The sequence below is a fragment of the Chryseobacterium sp. DZ-32 genome, assembly GCF_059587025.1.
Window position 1 is genome coordinate 118651 of record NZ_JCAIOM010000004.1, and the last position, 17575, is coordinate 136225.

A 17575-nucleotide genomic window follows, 5' to 3' on the forward strand; every position below is an offset into this window, starting at 1 on the left:
ATAATTTAGATAACCCACTATAGTTCAACCGCAAACAGAAAGCCGGTAAATACTGACTATAACAACAAATACCTCCATTAAAAAACCCAGATTAATAAATGTTAATTATACATTTATTATAATGATCACTATATTTGTTAAACACCAAATGGTGGAGAAAAAATTTTTCAATCATACCATTATCCAAAATATATATGTATTATGAAAAAAGTTAACCGTCTTCATCTGACAGAAAGACTCTGCCAATTCACACTAAAGCTATTCGTGATTTTAGCATTTTTGTCCACAAATCCCGTATTTTCGCAAAATACAGTTCCTTTACGTAGAACAGTATCTCCACAACAGCCCATGTATATGATCCACATCGATACATGGAACTATGCCAATCCCCAACAGATCATTGACCTGATCCCTGCCGACATAAGACCTTATGTCGTGATGAACATTTCTCTTTCCATAAGCCATGATGTGGTAACATCAAGATTCAAGGTCGCAGAGTATGGGTATGAAGTGGCAAAATCATGGCTGCGTGTATGCGCCGAGAACAGAATGTGGACAATGATCCAATGTGCCAGTGGGGGCTTTAGCCAGTTTTCCGATACCGATCTGTCGGTATATGAGGAATTCTATAAAAATTACCCAAATTTTCTGGGGTTCAACTATGCAGAGCAATTCTGGGGGTTTGATGATTCCACGGATCCGCTCTCGCCGGGCTGGAGCACAAGGATAAACCATTTAACCAACCTCCTGCAACTGTCTAACAAATATGGAGGCTATCTGGTGGTGAGCTGGTGCGGAAACCAATGGTCACCGAGTATCAATCCTATTGGCATGCTGAAAAGAAATCCGCAATTTGCTGCAGCAAGTGCCCAATATAAGCAAAATTATATCCTGTGTGAGAAATATACCACCCGAAGCTACAAATTCGATATGGAGAGTGTTACGCTGGGTGCTTACCTGTCAGGGTATAGTGGTAACTATGGGATACGTTATGATGATACAGGCTGGTATGATGACAATGGCAACCACGCCGGTTTTACGATGGCTTCGGCAGGAGCTCCGGTACTGGAGCATGCCATGCTTACCGGACAGACCGTGATCGACGGTCCGGAACTGATATGGACCCAATGCTTTAAAGAACTTTCTTCAGCACTAACTTCTGATGGGTACAGGGAGAGAAAATGGGGTACCTACGATCAGTTCAGCAATGTAAGCATTGATCTGTTCCGAAAGATCATTGATGGTCATGTGAGAATCCCCACACGTCAGGAGGTCATCAACCGTACTAAAGTAGCGATCATCAATAACGTAAGCTCCGGCAATGGCGACGCCATTTACAGTTCGCCACAAACTCTTTTTGATGGTCTATACAGAATGGATAATGACGGCACTTATCAGGATAACCTTAACTTTTTCAAGAAATCCGGAAGATATCCTACGATTCCTACGGTTTTTCAGCTGAATGACTATGCAGCCAATTCGTTCCAGGTAAAGATCAATAAATCAGATTATGGTTCAAGGTGGCCCACGATAAATAGTAAAATGGCAGAACTTGATGCCTTGTTCCCGCAAGAATATACAGGAAACATTTATGCAGGACGGCATGAAAACGGATGGGTCATTTACAATCCGTTCAGAAACGGGCAGCAGGCAACGGGAAACATTCCATTTAAATACAATACCAGTGAATCTATGGACCTTACCTTGTCGCAGTATACATCCGGAGTGATAAAGGAAACCGCCAACCAGCTAAAAATATATCTGAATAATTATGATAATGTTTTGAATACAGGATTAAAGACCGATATGATCAGGATACATGGCAGCGGCTCAAAACCTGCATGGTCATTCACAGACCGAGCTGCACACCAGCCGAGTACTGTAACAGAAGACTGGTCAAACGGAATTCTGACCTTAACTATTGCTCACAATGGTCCGCTGGATATTACTGTAAACTGTTCAGGAAATGCCACCGGAAGGCTGACACAATATACTGCTTCAAATATTATCTCACCTGCATTGCCGCCGGTATATCTGGGTACAAGGCAATACGAAATGGAATGCCTCGAATATAAAAATATAGGACCGATCACCACGAGTGGTTATAGCGGCAATATCAGAAATTATCACGGCCAGGGATATATCCAGTTTGGGACGAATGCTGCAGCGGCTGTCCGAAAAAATATCACCAATATCAATGGTGGAAACTATAATTTACAGATCAGATATTCTCTTGGAAGCGGCAGGGTAGATAATATTGGGCTATTCGTCAACAACGCTCAGGTGGCAACAATGAGTTTCACATCTACAGGATCATCAAATACCTGGAATAATGCAGCACAAAATATCACGTTGAATTCAGGAACAAATTCTATCGAACTGAGAGCGCTTTCTTCCAATACTAATCTTCTGTATCTGGATGAGATGACAGTTTCACCGGCCAATGCAGGGCAAGAGATCTGGCTGGAGGCAGAATGTGGTACTGTCGGATCATTATGGCAGGTTCTGCAAAGCAGCCCGGCATCCTCGGGAAGATATATTACGATCACTGCAGGAAATAACAGTCTTACCAATGCGCCGTCCAATCAAAACGGTATTGCAACATATAATCTGAATATACCTGTATCCGGAACTTACAATGTTTGGGGAAGGTTGCGCGCACCAAGTGCGGATGATGATTCCTTTTGGGTAAAGATCGATAACGGAAACTGGCAAAATATCAATGGATTGAAGTCATCGAACGTATGGACCTGGGATGTGCTGGCCACAGCAAATCTAAGTGCGGGAAGCCACACCCTGCAGATCGGTTACCGTGAAGATGGGACCAATTTGGATAAATTGTACATCGGAACAAATTATCCAACAGAGTATGGAGGGAATTCAACAAACTGTCAGTCGTTTTTAGCTGTAAAAACTCCGGCATTATCTAGGGCTGAAACTGTCATATATCCAAATCCGGCAAAAAATGAGCTTAATATCAGATATGGGAATGGCGTTGTAAATGGTGATGATATCAATATTTATAGCAGTAGCGGACAGTTGGTACTACGCTCAAAGATAAGTTCAGAAACTGAAAGATTGGACATCGCACAGTTACCGGCAGGAGTCTATCTTATCAAAATTGGACAAAGTAACAAGTCCTTGAAATTTATTAAAGAATAATAGCTATCATTAATATAATATTGAGGCTGTCCTGATTAGGAGGGCCTCTTTCTTTTTCGCAATGAACTGCAATTTTAAGCGATTCTTTCTTGATGTACAGCAAGCACGAAAGTTTTGTGTCTGAAAATTCTCACTAATTCACTTATATCTTGACTTTCGTCTAAATGTCCGAAAGCAAAAATTAACGCTCCAAAAAAAATTGAATGTATAAACCCAAATTGCCTGTTCGGAATATTTGTCCAAATAGAAATTCTCTTGATTACTCTTAAGAGGGATTGAAAATATAAATAATACGCAAGCAATCGCCTGACATGATTCTTATTTCAAAAAAATATTGATTTTGCAACTTCTCAGATCAGTTCCTCCGAGATGGAAACATTTAGAAAAAAATTTTGGAAGTAATATACTTTAATGTACCAAATAAGTATTATTTAATCAGTCTCTCTATAAATCATACAAAGGGTAGAATACAAATTTACTATGAAGAACCAATTCGATATATTTGATAACCTAAAAAATCTAAAACGGTACATTCAAATATATAATTGCCTTAATCCAATATCAAATCAGTCAATTATAAAACCAACTGCTTTAAATGTTGGACTTGATGTTTTTTGGGTCATGGAAAAGCAAATCCACTACTCAAAAAAAGATTGAACTGATTTGATGTAATTTTCCTCTGAACTCTTCTCTTTGGAGTTCACAAAGAACTGACAATCCTCGCCGATTATGTATCGTAATTTATGGCTGTCGTCTGCGGCGGCGTTGTAAATTGTTTCGGCAACTTCTCGCGGTGTCGCTGTTTTGAAATGCCCCGTTTTCTTGGGATAATTACTGAAGAAGCTTGCTAAAAACGGATTATAGTCAGCAATTTCGTTATTTGTGCTTTCCCGGGCATTTCCGAAATTGGTTTGAGATGACCCCGGCTCAATAATTTTTACCTTAATACCCAAATTTCCAAGTTCAAAATATAGGGCTTCCGAGAAACCTTCAACTGCAAATTTTGAGCTTTCATAAATACTTGCGAAAGGCAGACCAACGCGTCCGGCAACCGAAGAAATATTGACAATTACGCCTTTTGGGTTGTTTCTCATGAAAGGCAATACAGTCTTTGTTACCCTCATCATTCCGAAGACATTCACGTCAAACTGATTATAAATTTGCTCTTCGGTTGCAGATTCAAAAACGCCCATTACGGCAAAGCCTGCATTGTTGAGCAAAGCATCAATTTTTCCGAATTTCTCAATTCCTTTCTCTACGGCGGTTTTAATGGACTTTTCGTTTTGAACATCTAATTCCGTCACCAGAATATTTTCTAACTGCGTTAATTCTTCATCCTTCTCGGGTGAACGCATTGTTGCGATCACATTCCAGCCTTTTGATTGAAATAATTTTGCGGTTTCTTTTCCAAATCCTGACGAAGCACCGGTGATGAATATTGTTTTCATATATTTTTTTTATTGTAACAGTACAAAGTTAAGAATAGAAGGTATAAATTTGAGACCTGTATCAAATAGAATACTTAGTATATGAAAAGAGACGAAAAACAACTTCATGAAAAAATTCAGGCTATTCAGGATACAATGTTTGTGCTTGGTGGAAAATGGAAATTGCCAATCATACTGTCCATATATGGCGGAAACAAGCGATTTAATGATATTTCCAATTCCATCCCGAAAATAACGAACCATATTTTATCCAAAGAGTTGAAGCATCTGGAACAAAATTTATTGATTAGTCGATCTGTAATTGATGATTATCCTGTACGAATTGAATATTCCGTTACGGAATATGCTTACGGACTTGAAGAGGTAATATTACCAATGGAAAGTTGGGGCAAAAAACACCGAAATAAAATCAAAGAGAAATAATTGTTCTCAATAAAACAACAATGTTAGACCTAATATCTATAGAACATTAGGCAACAAAATTTTCAACTGCTATATTCGGAGCAGGAAAAGGTGTTTCTTGGCCATTAGAGAATACCTTCAATGGGAAGAACGGAATCCCGACAACCTCAGCCGAGCAATGGGCAAAAGATAATATTGACTGGAAATCTTACAATAAGTATTAGGAACACTATAATGAGATCCAACAAATTATAATTTTTATCCGTTAAATTGAATTACAAAGTTTGTTGCAGATCACAGTTATAAAAACGTCATTTTTTAATCCCCGGATTATGTGTCACGAGTTATATCATCCTCAGACAATCAATATGAGGTATAGGACAAAGCCTATAACTCATATTGATCTGATGGATGTTTACTTCTTTACAACCCGTCGAAATAGATCTTTTTGATCTCTTTGACAGAAGCTTCCGCTCCAATTTGCTGACGTCTATCGTAAATTGCCTGAGCCTTTGTTCCTGCAAAATAACGCAACTGGTCTTTTTGGTCGGTTGCTGCTACAAAGATCACTTCCGCAATCTCATCAGGTGAAGAATCGGGTTTGATCATACTAAGCATTTTTTCTTCCGCTGAATCATAATACGGTAGTGCAGTGACATCTGAATTATGGTTAAACAGCTCCGTTTTCGTGGCGCTCGGAGCAACGGTCTTAACACCGACACCAAACATCGATAGCTCTATGGAAAGACATTCGCTCCAGCCTTCAACCGCCCATTTCGTACCATTGTAAATACTGGTGAACGGGAAGCTGGTATGTCCGCCGATGGATGTTATATTGATGAACAGTCCATTTTTATTTTCTCTGAAGTGAGGTGTAAAAGCTTGTGTTACCCGAACTGTTCCCAGAAAATTCGTTTCCACCTGTTTCACGATGTTCTCATCGGAAAAGGATTCCAACGCACCCATCAGCCCATATCCCGCATTGTTCACGACCACGTCGATCGGTCCAAGCGATAAAGCTTTTTCTACGGTCGACCTGATCTGTTCCAGGTCAGTAACATCCAAAGGCAAAAGGACCACATGGTCCAATTGCTCAAGTTCCGTTTCCTTTTCAGGATCGCGCATTGTAGCGATGACCTTCCAGCCTCTTTGTTGAAATAATTTAACGGTTGACTTGCCTATTCCTGATGAGGTTCCGGTGATGAATATTGTCTTCATTTTATAAAATTTTAAATGTTCTTTTACAAAATTACTGGCAAAAAGATATACATTTGATACCTGTATACAAAAGTATACTTAAATTATTATGACGGAAAAAAAACATTATTTCCAGGAAAAGATCAACGCCATCCAGGATACTATGTTTGTCATCGGTGGCAAATGGAAGATGCCGATTATCCTTTCTATCTATCAAGGCAATACAAGATTCAATGAAATTTTAAATTCAATACCGAAGATAACCAACCGGGTTTTGTCTAAGGAATTAAAACATCTGGAAGAAAATCTATTGATCGACAGAAAGGTCACAGACGATTATCCGGTCAAGGTAGAATACACTATGACGGATTATGGATTAAGCTTACAGGAAATTGCAAAGCCCCTGGAAAAATGGGGAAGAGATCACAAGAGGAAGATCAGGGAAAAATAATCATATAGAATATAGGTGATCAAAGGTGTTTTGATCAACAACTGAAATTGATCAGAATACTCTTTGTTATATTTCTAGGCGATCATCTGTTAGAGGTGAATAAACAGTCTGTCTTAAAATCCCGGATACTTTTCTGGATTGATCATTTGAAAATTTCTCCTGTGTAGGGTATACTTAAAAATGACAATCAAACAGGCTGTCTAAACTTGTTTGATTTTCGTAATATATTGTTTCAATTCTGTTACAACAGACTTCGGCAGTCATTCTAATTTTGTATCATAATAAGATCAAGATATGGAAACAGACAAAGTATGGTTAGTAACGGGAGCATCCAAAGGAATGGGGCTTTCACTGGTGAAAAAACTTATCGAAAGCGGTTATAGGGTCGCTGCAACAAGCAGAAAAGCGCAGAGTTTAATGGAGGCTGTCGGAGAATTTGACAAACAGCAGTTCTTACCGCTGGAAGTAGATCTGACAAGCGGAGAATCTGTCAGCAAGGCATTTGAAAAGACTGTCGGACACTTCGGGAAAATAGACGTTTTGGTCAATAATGCGGGCTATGGCATCGGTGGTGCTGTGGAAGAATTGAACCAAAAAGAGATCAGGGACAGTTTTGACATTAACGTTATGGCTGTCATTAAGACGATGCAATCGGTCATGCCTTACTTCAGGGAGCAGAAGTCAGGAAATATCATCAATATTTCTTCTATCGCAGGATTTGCCCCGGGAATCGGTTGGGCTATGTACGCCGCAACAAAATATGCCGTAACAGGACTGTCCGAGGTCATGGCAGAAGATGTAAAAGAGTTCGGTGTTAAGGTAACGGTGGTAGCACCAGGTGCTTTCCGGACCGAGTTCCTTGAAGAAAGCTCCCTCGTTTTCGCTGAGAATAAAATTGAAGGATACAATGCGATCAGAGCTTCACACCAAAAATACGCTGCTATGAACGGAACGCAGGCCGGAGATCCCGACAAGCTGGCCCGTGTCTTGATCGATCTCGCTGAAAATCCGAATCCACCCGTACGTCTGTATTTGGGGAGCGATGCCTACAACCGTGCAAAGGACAAGATAAGCTTGTTATCAGAGGAATTGGAAATCAATAAGGACATTTCATTTTCTACCGATTTTTAAATGACCATTTGAATCTAAATTAATAACGCTGCCATCAGAAAGTGGCAGTGTTTTTTTTGTTTGTTTGATTTTCGTATATTTATTCAATGGAAAAAATGCAGTCACTGGAAGAATTTTACAAGTCGAAATTTGACCGGGTTCCTGAAAATATCCGTAACGGGGTAGGGCATTTCAATGTCTTTGCCATCGATGAGTACATCGGTAAAAATGCTAAACCGGTGGTCTACAGCCGGAAAGATTATTTTAAGATCACCCTGATCGTCGGCCGAAACCGGATCCATTATGCTGACAAGGTCATTGATATCCAAAAGCAGGCACTTTTTTTCACCAATCCGCAGATCCCTTACAAATTTGAGTGGATTGACGACCATAAGGCGGGATTCTTTTGCGTATTTACCCCAGCTTTTTTTCATCATTTCGGAAGCCTGAATGATTATGAAGTTTTTAAACCTGACGTGACACCTGTCTTTGAGCTGACCGATGAGCAGTTGGAAGATGTAACGCAGATTTACAAAAAAATGCAGACTGAATTGGCCTCAGATTATGCCCATAAATATGATCTGTTGAGAAACCTGGTGTTTGAATTACTTCATTATACACTTAAAATGAAACCTGCTTCAAAAGCTGAAAAACAACAGGCTAATGCTTCTCAGCGGATCACCCATCTGTTCCTTGAGCTGTTGGAGCGTCAGTTTCCTATCGAAGATGCGAGACAGCGAATCAACTTTCGTTCACCCTCTGAATTCGCCGGTCAGCTCTCCGTTCATGTCAATCACCTCAACCGGGCCGTTAAAGAGATCACTGAAAAAACGACTTCGGAGATCATTACTGAGCGTTTATTACAGGAGGCAAAGATTTTATTGAGACATACCGAATGGAATGTTGCCGAAATTGCCTATTCACTGGGGTTCAAAGAGGCTACGCATTTTAATAATTTCTTCAAGAAAAATATGCAGATGACACCGATGCGTTTCCGGGAAATGGAGTGACCATTTTGATCGATAAAATAATTTTAGAAGCTGATGGTTTTATTAGACAACATATACTTTCGTGTACCAAATCAAAACCATAAAATTGCAGATGCCTTATTTCAATCTAAATTGTTTAGATCTATTGGTAAACATGACGTTTTAGATAAAACTTATATCTGTACATTTAAGTATATCATCACCTTATTTTCGGCAACTACGTATTTCAATGCACCATCTCAAAAATATAAAATAGTAAAATTCCTATGATCGATCGGTCCATCTGTATTATATTTTAGATAAAAATACTATCCGGCACATTTAAGTATATTATTTTTGCTTACCAGATCGCCACTCTATCTTGCGGCTTAAGATAAAATTTATCACCTACTTTGATCTTAAAAGCTTCGTACCATGCATCAATATTTCTTACTACTCCATTGACACGGTATTGGGCAGGGGCGTGATAATCCTTTTCTACAATTAATCTGAACGTTTCTGGTGTGTAGAGACTTCGGTTGACTTGCGCAAAAGATAAAAAATAACGTTGATCAGGTGTAAAGCCATAAAGCTTTTTCTTTTCATCCGGATGATCTTTCAGATAGAGTTTGTAAGCAGCATGGGCAACGACAACACCTGTAAGGTCACCAATGTTCTCTCCAAGAGTTTGTGCTCCGTTCAAGTGAATTCCCTCTAAAGGCGAAAAACTGCTGTATTGTGCAATAAGACGCTGCGTTCGGTTCTCAAATTGCTTTCTTGTTTTCGGGGTCCACCAATCCCTCATTACACCATTTCCGTCGAACAAAGATCCCTGGTCGTCGAAGCAGTGTCCCAACTCGTGACCGATAATGGCGCCTATTGCTCCGAAATTCACTGCTGCATCGGCATTGGGATCAAAGAATATGGGCTGTAGGATCCCTGCGGGAAACTCTATAGAATTATATAATTTGCTGCTCGTCGCATCAACGGTCTGTGGCATTTGATACCATTCTTTACTTGTGAATTTTTTATTCAGAAGAGATCTTTCATGATCCCAGTTTGCTTTTGCGATCAGCTGTTCATTTAAGACAGGTTCTTTTGCGTCAAATTTCATTGATGAATAGTCTCTCCAGACATCTGGATATCCTATCCTGACTGTTACTGCATCTAGCTTGTCAATGGCTTCCTTTCTGCTTATTTCATCCAGCCAATCCAATTTTTCAAGTCTTTCGAGGAATGCATTGCGAATATATCCTACCAGATCTTTTATACTTTTGAGATGGGATTCAGGAAAATATTCTTCAACATATATTTTTCCGACAAGCTGTCCCAGGCGATTGTTTACATATTGTATTGATTTTTTCTCTCTGGAAGTATCATTTTTTACACCGTTCAGCCGTGTTCCATAAAAATCAAAATGGTTCTGACGGAAGTCTTTTGATAATAGGGTAGAATGGTTTATGATCCAATGGAATGCAAGATATGCTGACCATACCTCAATTGGTGTTTCAGAAAATAACTTCGCTTTAGCTTTGATCGCCGTATCGGCCTGTAGGATGACTTGATCTACGTCGTCAACCTGTCTTTCTCCTAAAAATATTTTCCATGGAAAGCCTGGAGCATACGATTCAAGCTCGGCAGTGTTCATCAAATGGGAGTTTATCCTGCTGTCTCGCATCTGAGCAGGTGTCCATTGTAAGGTTGCTAATTTTGTTTCAATTTCCAGGATCTTACCAGCCAATTGTTCATTGTTATTGATGTGGGCTAATTGTAAGGTACGAATGATGTGTTGTTTGTAATCTTCTCGGAGTCGTATTTTATCTGCGTCATTTTTCGTGTAATAATCAGGTGCAGGTAATCCGATGCCACTCTCGTTTAACGCAACTAAAAATTTGCTTCTGTCATTAAGATCGGGCGCGGTATGTATAGCAATGATCGAGAAAGATTTTGGATCAGCCATCCATTTTGCGATCTCTTCATAACTATTGATAGCGAGAATGCTTCTAAGGTCTTCCTCAATAGGCTTAATGCCAACCTCGTCCATATGGTCCGTATCCAAATATCCTAGATAGACTGCTCTGATCTGTTCTAAAGACCGATTTGTAGAATGCTCGGTTTTAGCTCCATCACAGATCATCTCGTTGATTCGCATATTGATTTTATCTTTTGCTTCGGTATAGCTGTTAAATCCCGAAGCCCCGGCCGGAATTTTTGCTGATCTTAACCAACCTTCATTCACATAGGTGTAAAAATCATTGCCAGGTTGTACCATCTTGCTGATAAACTGTGTTTCTACGCCCCAATTTCCATACGTAGCTTTTCCTTTATTGAATTCGTTCTTCTGGGCCTTTATATAGAACACTCCAAATAATAATGCAAACGATAATATGACAACCCTGGTTTTACTGATTTCTGTAAACGCAACATTTATTTTATGAAAGAGACGGGAAGGATCCTGAGTTGAGATTAGTAGATTCATCGTGTATTAATTGTAAAGTGGCGAATCTACTACAATTTGCATAGCTGAAAATTGTATAAATGCGAACACATTATTTTTTTATCGTAAGAAAAAAATCTTTTTCATCAAATTTTTTTGGCTTTCTACCTACAAACGAACTAAAAGCATTATTGAAATGAGGCTGGTCGTAATAACCATTAGCTAAGGCTAACTGGGTCATTGTTGCAGATTTATGATCTGCATATAAGATATCATCCAGGGCTTCCCGTACTTTGATAACATTGATAAAAAGCTTAGGGCTGATGCCTATAAGATCTTTAAATAACTTTTGCAGATGGCGTTCAGAACATTTCATTGATCTTGCCAGTGAAGCAACAGTCATGTCACCTCTTTTTTCCAAAATTAATTGCGTGCTTTTAGTAATTACTCCAACCTTGGCATTGGCTGTAAACAATGCAGAGAAAGTTTTTACAAGATAGCTGCAGACCATTTCATTGTTTACATCGATCATACTATCTAAATTCATTTCTTTAAAATGGATTAATTCGTTTGAAGGAAAAATCTTATCAGTAAATAAGTGAGCGTCTGAGATCCCAAAACAGGCTGGTGTCCAAGGGAAAAGTTGGACCATTGTTGCTTTTGTCGCGGAAAGAATATCAAGAGACAATGTTTCAGTGATCTGACCACAGAAGTAGATTCCTTCAGGTAAATGTCTGACCTGATCTTTATGCCTTACATTCAATCCATTTCCTTTGATAATGGCCATTGTGAAACATCCGTTAGGCGGAACACCTTTATCTAATATCGGAGAGTTACTTTTTACGTTATCTAGAATCCATAACTTTTTAATGAAATTTGCAATTATTCCATTGACAAAGTATTCATTATAGATAGTATTCATTTTGTAAAACTATAAAAAAGAGTGTGATATAATTAAAAATTTTAATGTCGAATTTTTAAGATCCCCAAAAACTTTTATTTTAAGCTCTGTTATTCTCAATTTTATAAAGAAGATATTCCTTCCAAGATCTTCTTCCCGTTTTCATTTTCCGGATTGAGCTCTATGGATCTTCTGTACATCTCGATGGCCTTGCTTTTATCTCCCATTTTCAATAAGATCTCTCCGTAGCTGTCATACACATTCCAGCTTTTTGGAAATAGATACACATTAAGTTTGAAAATTTCTAAGGCCTCTTTTTCCTGTTTATTGGCCATCATCCGGTATGCCCAATCGTTTAGCTCTGACTCGTTGGGGTTAAATGAAGGATTTGTCTTTTGTTCTTTTTTTACAAAATCAATGGCATTTTCAAACCCTATTGCTCTCAGATTTTTTCTTAAATAGGTCAACGGATCTGCCTTCACGATATCAGGATTGTAGCAACCTGCAATTTCTTCAACAAAATCTTCGGGACTGCTTCCTGCCAGATTGGTCAATACGATAATTGCCAGATCATCATCGGGATAGACCATTATCACAGATCTGTTTCCTCCGGACATGCCGACCGCACTGTGGTTTTTGCGGGGCTTTGTAATTCCCCAGCCTCTTGCCCAATTGGTCGGTGTCCCGTTATTAAATTGACCTGGCGTCCACATCATATCTAAAGTTCCTGGTTTTTTGAAGAGACGACCATCTTGTAAGGCGATGAGCCAGTTGGCCATATCTTCAGCAGTACTGTTGAGACCTGCTCCTGTCCGAACGAAATCTGGAAATTCTGTATAGGTGTAGGTCAGTTTTGCTTCACCCTGTTTTCCATCAAAGTAACTATTGTAGCGATAAGATGGCGCATAATTTTGAATAATATCTCTAGAATCTCCGAATACCGTATTTTTAAGATGAGCGATATTAAACTGATCTTCCTCGAAATTTGTGGCAAAAGATCGGTTGGTTAACTTTTCAATAATTTTTCCCAACAGATAATAATTGGTCTGATTGTAACTGAACTGTTCTCCTGTTTTAAATTCAAGGGGAAGCGTTTTGAGTTTTTCCCAAATGACGGCTTCAGTCTTCAGTGGTCCAATATTACCTGTCATTGGATCAAGTAGTTTCAGGATCTCAGGCAATCCGGAAATATGGGTCAATAGCTGGTCGACAGTGATCTTCTGCCATTCAGCGGGCAAATTATCCAGATATTTACCAATCGGATCATTCAATTTGATTTTATCCTGCTCAACCAATTGCATCATGGCAACACCAGTAAAAACCTTTGTATTGGAGTTGATCGGGAAAATAGTTGTATTGTTTACAGGAACATTATTCTGCAGATTGGCGATTCCGTAGGATCTGCTTAAAACAATTTTTCCATTTTGCACAACAGCCATCTGCAATCCAGGGATCTTTAGTTCCTTCATTTCCCTTTGAATGATCTCATCAACATTGGAATTGGTTGGCTGAGCAAAAAACTGTGCTGAAATAATTAGAAGTAAAAAGTATATTCTCATACTATTAAGACAAGTTCAAGGGTCCTTTTATTACATCATCAATTACGGTATAATAATAAGCTGTTTTAATTCAATTTTAGCGAAGTTTTATTAAGCGCAAAAACAGATCCTGCTCTTATATTAAAAACAAAAAAGCTGCTTCTTTTGAGACAGCCTTTCTTTCATTCTGTGTGCTATAACAATAGACTGTCATGTATCAAATTTAGTGATGAATATATTAACTCTTTGATGATCAAGTAAAATAATAATCAATAATTAATAAAACGAGAATAGGTTATTCCTGCTCTTGTTTATTTTTGGAGGTAAACATATCGCAATGATTAGAGGTCATTTAGATATCCCAGATTTATTAAAAAGTTTTTTTACTGCAGAAAAGTTTTTAACCTTGCTTCTCCAATTTTTTAAGAAGGCTTTCAGCATATAATCCGTGAACAGGTTTATCATCAAGAAAGTGTAATGTTTCAATCGACGTTACTACAGGATCAATGGTTTCATCTGTACCATATGCCTTGAGATCTTGGACAACTTTTTCAACTTTCATTCTTGGACTGCCTTCTCTAAGCATAACAATATCGCCTTTCTTTAATTTATCTTTTGCCATAATTCTATTTTTGTATCATCTACCAAAAAGAACGCCATGATAAAAAATTATAGTTTTTTGACTGCTAAAAATTGTACACAGAGTTATCTTCTACGAGTTAAAGGCGTTTGTAATATCCTTTTTTATCGACTGCAAAAACTCTTGCTGGTACATCATCATTTGATACGCTTCATAATAGCATTGGTGGTAGACAGCGGAATTTATCAATCCATTTGTTAACTTTTCATTTTTTGATAAATTTCTGTACTGTCATTGTTCCGTCTTCCAATTGTAGCTCCGTAAGATAGACGCCCTTTTCGAGATGGGAGACATCAATTTTATTTAAATCTGTACTGACAGCAATATTTATATTCTTACCGGAAGCATCAACTATCTTTATTTTTTTAACTTTAGAATCAGCCTCTATATTAATGTGATCAGTTGCAGGGTTTGGGTAAATTTTAATTTTGACTCCACCAACAGAACCAATATCATTTACGGCCAATGTCGCCGTCTTTATAGCGCGTGCAACGTAATTATCAAACGCAGAAGTTAAAGCGCCTCCGCCAGAAAAAATGTCAACTTCTGTTGGTGACTTAGCGGGAGTTCCTGCGAAAGGTCCGTATATAGTTGCGCCTATTTTTATATGAATATCTCCAGTGGTATAGTTATAAAATATAGTAATTGGTGTCCAGGTGTTGTCTGCAGCACCAGTAGTTAATGGCTGGGTAACTATCGCTGAATTCCCATTTCGTGTATATGTCAGGCTATATGCTTTAGCAACATGATCGTATAAAATAGAGCCAATCATAAAATTGTCACCACCATCTGCATACAATTGAAAACTAGAGGCTGCAGTTACAGCAGTAGTTGTCCCTGTATAGAAATCAGCAGAAATTTCGGCAATATTATTACCTGATGTCCTGTTTAGCCACGGTGTTTTTAAAAAATCATTTTTGAACAGCCACATATTTGAAGTAGTTGTTCTTGGAAGGGTCAAAGATTTGCCGTACGCGGCAATATTTATTTCTGCCACTTTAGCTTGCTCGGCAGTGCCGCCATCATTTGACCAGAAGCCTTGAGTGCCAAGATTCCCGATTGTGTAATCATTAAAATTATCTGAATCTAAGGTTTGTGAAAATGATAAATTAGATAATAGTGCCACAGCAAAAAATAATATTTTGTTCATTTTGTTCATTTTGAAATTATGTATTAAAACTAACCAAAATTTTGCTTTTATAAAAAATATTTTTGGCTATTTGGAGAGCATATCATTCCAAAACCTCCGTAAAAAGATTTGAGGTTCAATCAAATCTGCTTACTTATTGTTTCAAGGTATTGGTCACAGTTTCCTTTTGCCTGCCTGCATAGGAATCCGCATAGAAAAGTCATAAATCTTACAAGATGCGAGGCAGTTCATTGAAATTTCTATCCCTATTGTTCTCTTGGTATAAATCGGCTGATTTGATATTATTGTGAGTCAATTCATAGAATGTTTTAATGAACTAGTTCGTCTTACCCAATAAAAAGTCAGTTCGTTGTTTATAATAATGGCAGCTTTATATCTATTTCTTCTATTATTTGCAGGACATGATTATAAACTAGAGCTGATAGTGCCAGGCCATTCTGCTGAGTATAAAATTTACAAATTCATCTTCCGTTTTTGATCTGTCAATGAGTTTATTCCGGAATTCATATGAAGTCAAGGCTTTTACCAAGCGACCGTAGGTCGGAAAGTCTTATTCTTCAATCTTTATTCTTCCGGCGCCCGTTTTAGTATTGATAATTTCATCTTCTACAGTTCTGAGCTTAACAATAATGTGATGAAAGTTAAATGAACCCTTACTGCTGTATCTTTCAATAATATTTATTTTAATGCGGTAAAATATATCGTTTTATAACCAAGGTTGGATCTTTTTTCCGGTCGAGTGATTTCTACTGTAAATTTCATAATTATGAATGCAAATATACTATTGAGTAATTTAAATTCGTACCAATAACTGAATATATTTGAATGATTTTAGGTGATAATATACTTAAATGTCCCAGATATAACTTTTATCTGAAAACATCACGTTTACTACAAGATATAAACAACATAGATTGAATTTAGGCATCTAGAATTATATTTTTTTGATTTGGTACATTCAAATATAAAGGATATGGGTAAAAAATGTAATTTAAGTTCTTTATATCTAGTATTGGAATATTGTGGAAGCTGACGGTACACTTCGTATATTTTCAAGTAAACGTGCCAGCCGACATCCGACAAAGATCTGCCGGGATGGTATCGGCATGGGAGGATATAGATAATAACGTTTGGTTAGAAACCGGACTTATTTGTATTTGATTACTACAGTTAACCTAATCTGTTTTTAAAGTGGTCCTCCTGTTTTATATCTTACTTTGATTTGATAGGCTCGGGTTGATGTGCCGACCATGTTACTTTGGCGCATGATTTGAGCGAAAATGAAAATCAACGGAAACTCAGTTTGACCTGATCACATGGAATCAGAATTGAAATCGATCATAGATCAGTGTCAAACAAACTTCTGGTAAGACAAGAAGAGAATATGTTGATCATGCCGCTGCCGTAATTGAAGGATATGAAGGTTTCCGATAAAGCTACATAAAAAACTGTGAAATAGAATTGAGCTAAATAAATATTTTTATGAAAACAATGATCACCTTACTTCTTTTGCCGTTGCTGATGGCCTGCCAGTCCAATAGTTTTGATCTGGACAAATTATCATTTCCGGTAGACATATCAGGCCTTGAGAAAAAATATGAGATCAGTAGAAACAATGATCTTTCTGGCATTATCATTTACAACAGTACATACCCGGCACTGCTTCATTTTTCCGGAAATTCCTTTTCGGGAACTTTGAACAAACAGGAATCTTCCATATTGTCAAACAATTATGTATCTTTTTACGAGAACAGAACGACAAATAAGGTGAATGCCTTCATGCTGGAGATAAAGACCACAAAAAAAGCAGAGGAGTTTGAGAAAATGTTAGAAAAGAAATTCGGGAAGACCGATTTCTATTACCGGGATACGGAATTTTCGTACAGGATCTGGAATAAGGGCAACAAGCGCTACCTTTTGGAAACCAACAATACAGGGAAATATAATGGTGAACAATTCAAATCCTGCAGTTTACATGTGGTTGCAGAAGGAGATAAGCTGCTTAACGATTATTTTATTGCGGGAGGGTTCCAATATTACGGTGATTACCTACGCGAGAAAGACAAGCCTGAGCATAAAGGTAAGAAATATACTTACAGGAATTTTGTGGACGAAAAGGAAAAAGAGGACGGTCGGGATTCATTTTACCTGAGAGATTATGTTAAATAAAA

Annotated in this window: 13 protein-coding genes; 6 read left to right on the forward strand and 7 right to left on the reverse strand. The window is 38.0% G+C overall.

Features of this window, described 5'->3' with window-relative positions:
* Positions 1 to 201: 201 nt before the first annotated feature.
* Complete coding sequence (locus AC59HC_RS05770; protein WP_496558169.1) at positions 202 to 3162, forward strand: glycoside hydrolase family 98 domain-containing protein; 2961 nt, start codon at positions 202 to 204, stop codon at positions 3160 to 3162.
* A 638-nt stretch (positions 3163 to 3800) separates the two neighbouring features.
* Here AC59HC_RS05770 and AC59HC_RS05775 read toward each other — a convergent pair.
* Positions 3801 to 4610 carry an SDR family oxidoreductase gene (locus AC59HC_RS05775; protein WP_496558170.1) on the reverse strand — a complete coding sequence of 270 codons (810 nt, stop codon included), beginning with the start codon at positions 4608 to 4610 and terminating at the stop codon, positions 3801 to 3803.
* Positions 4611 to 4691: 81 nt separating this feature from the next.
* Here AC59HC_RS05775 and AC59HC_RS05780 point away from each other — a divergent pair, with 81 nt between their 5' ends.
* Positions 4692 to 5033, forward strand: a complete 342-nt coding sequence (locus AC59HC_RS05780) for a winged helix-turn-helix transcriptional regulator (protein WP_496558171.1) — start codon at positions 4692 to 4694, stop codon at positions 5031 to 5033.
* 402 nt (positions 5034 to 5435) lie between these two features.
* Here AC59HC_RS05780 and AC59HC_RS05785 read toward each other — a convergent pair whose 3' ends face one another.
* Positions 5436 to 6230, reverse strand: coding sequence for an SDR family oxidoreductase (locus tag AC59HC_RS05785; RefSeq protein WP_496558172.1), 795 nt, complete (start codon positions 6228 to 6230; stop codon positions 5436 to 5438).
* 88 nt (positions 6231 to 6318) lie between these two features.
* Here AC59HC_RS05785 and AC59HC_RS05790 point away from each other — a divergent pair, with 88 nt between their 5' ends.
* The 3 genes from AC59HC_RS05790 to AC59HC_RS05800 all read left to right on the forward strand — a co-directional run bounded on the left by AC59HC_RS05790 (position 6319) and on the right by AC59HC_RS05800 (position 8780).
* Complete coding sequence (locus AC59HC_RS05790; protein ID WP_074234333.1) at positions 6319 to 6660, forward strand: winged helix-turn-helix transcriptional regulator; 342 nt, start codon at positions 6319 to 6321, stop codon at positions 6658 to 6660.
* 294 nt (positions 6661 to 6954) lie between these two features.
* Complete coding sequence (locus AC59HC_RS05795) at positions 6955 to 7791, forward strand: SDR family oxidoreductase (protein ID WP_496558173.1); 837 nt, start codon at positions 6955 to 6957, stop codon at positions 7789 to 7791.
* 86 nt (positions 7792 to 7877) lie between these two features.
* Positions 7878 to 8780, forward strand: coding sequence for a helix-turn-helix domain-containing protein (locus tag AC59HC_RS05800; protein WP_496558174.1), 903 nt, complete (start codon positions 7878 to 7880; stop codon positions 8778 to 8780).
* 319 nt (positions 8781 to 9099) lie between these two features.
* On the opposite strand, the gene AC59HC_RS05805 is transcribed toward AC59HC_RS05800, so the two are convergent.
* The 5 genes from AC59HC_RS05805 to AC59HC_RS05825 all read right to left on the reverse strand — a co-directional run bounded on the left by AC59HC_RS05805 (position 9100) and on the right by AC59HC_RS05825 (position 15404).
* On the reverse strand, positions 9100 to 11217 hold the full coding sequence (locus AC59HC_RS05805) for a M13 family metallopeptidase (protein WP_496558175.1): 2118 nt from the start codon (positions 11215 to 11217) through the stop codon (positions 9100 to 9102).
* Positions 11218 to 11287: 70 nt separating this feature from the next.
* On the reverse strand, positions 11288 to 12097 hold the full coding sequence (locus AC59HC_RS05810) for a helix-turn-helix domain-containing protein (protein ID WP_496558176.1): 810 nt from the start codon (positions 12095 to 12097) through the stop codon (positions 11288 to 11290).
* A 101-nt stretch (positions 12098 to 12198) separates the two neighbouring features.
* Positions 12199 to 13635: a serine hydrolase gene (locus AC59HC_RS05815; RefSeq protein ID WP_496558177.1), complete on the reverse strand. Its 1437-nt coding sequence runs from the start codon at positions 13633 to 13635 to the stop codon at positions 12199 to 12201.
* Positions 13636 to 14014: 379 nt separating this feature from the next.
* Positions 14015 to 14236, reverse strand: a complete 222-nt coding sequence (locus tag AC59HC_RS05820) for a YodC family protein (protein WP_496558178.1) — start codon at positions 14234 to 14236, stop codon at positions 14015 to 14017.
* Between the two features lie 223 nt (positions 14237 to 14459).
* Entirely contained in the window at positions 14460 to 15404 is a 945-nt protein-coding gene (locus AC59HC_RS05825) for a T9SS type A sorting domain-containing protein (protein ID WP_496558179.1), read from the reverse strand.
* Positions 15405 to 16886: 1482 nt separating this feature from the next.
* Between AC59HC_RS05825 and AC59HC_RS05830 the strand changes: the two genes are divergently transcribed.
* On the forward strand, positions 16887 to 17573 hold the full coding sequence (locus AC59HC_RS05830) for a hypothetical protein (protein ID WP_139297281.1): 687 nt from the start codon (positions 16887 to 16889) through the stop codon (positions 17571 to 17573).
* The last annotated feature ends 2 nt before the right edge of the window (positions 17574 to 17575 follow it).

Coding starts and splice junctions, on each gene's coding strand:
- AC59HC_RS05785 (WP_496558172.1), bottom strand. CDS start 6,230: ATGAAGACAATATTCATCACCGGAACCTCATCAGGAATAGGCAAGTCA.
- AC59HC_RS05770 (WP_496558169.1), top strand. CDS start 202: ATGAAAAAAGTTAACCGTCTTCATCTGACAGAAAGACTCTGCCAATTC.
- AC59HC_RS05825 (WP_496558179.1), bottom strand. CDS start 15,404: ATGAACAAAATATTATTTTTTGCTGTGGCACTATTATCTAATTTATCA.
- AC59HC_RS05780 (WP_496558171.1), top strand. CDS start 4,692: ATGAAAAGAGACGAAAAACAACTTCATGAAAAAATTCAGGCTATTCAG.
- AC59HC_RS05805 (WP_496558175.1), bottom strand. CDS start 11,217: ATGAATCTACTAATCTCAACTCAGGATCCTTCCCGTCTCTTTCATAAA.
- AC59HC_RS05830 (WP_139297281.1), top strand. CDS start 16,887: ATGAAAACAATGATCACCTTACTTCTTTTGCCGTTGCTGATGGCCTGC.
- AC59HC_RS05795 (WP_496558173.1), top strand. CDS start 6,955: ATGGAAACAGACAAAGTATGGTTAGTAACGGGAGCATCCAAAGGAATG.
- AC59HC_RS05790 (WP_074234333.1), top strand. CDS start 6,319: ATGACGGAAAAAAAACATTATTTCCAGGAAAAGATCAACGCCATCCAG.
- AC59HC_RS05815 (WP_496558177.1), bottom strand. CDS start 13,635: ATGAGAATATACTTTTTACTTCTAATTATTTCAGCACAGTTTTTTGCT.
- AC59HC_RS05820 (WP_496558178.1), bottom strand. CDS start 14,236: ATGGCAAAAGATAAATTAAAGAAAGGCGATATTGTTATGCTTAGAGAA.
- AC59HC_RS05775 (WP_496558170.1), bottom strand. CDS start 4,610: ATGAAAACAATATTCATCACCGGTGCTTCGTCAGGATTTGGAAAAGAA.
- AC59HC_RS05810 (WP_496558176.1), bottom strand. CDS start 12,097: ATGAATACTATCTATAATGAATACTTTGTCAATGGAATAATTGCAAAT.
- AC59HC_RS05800 (WP_496558174.1), top strand. CDS start 7,878: ATGGAAAAAATGCAGTCACTGGAAGAATTTTACAAGTCGAAATTTGAC.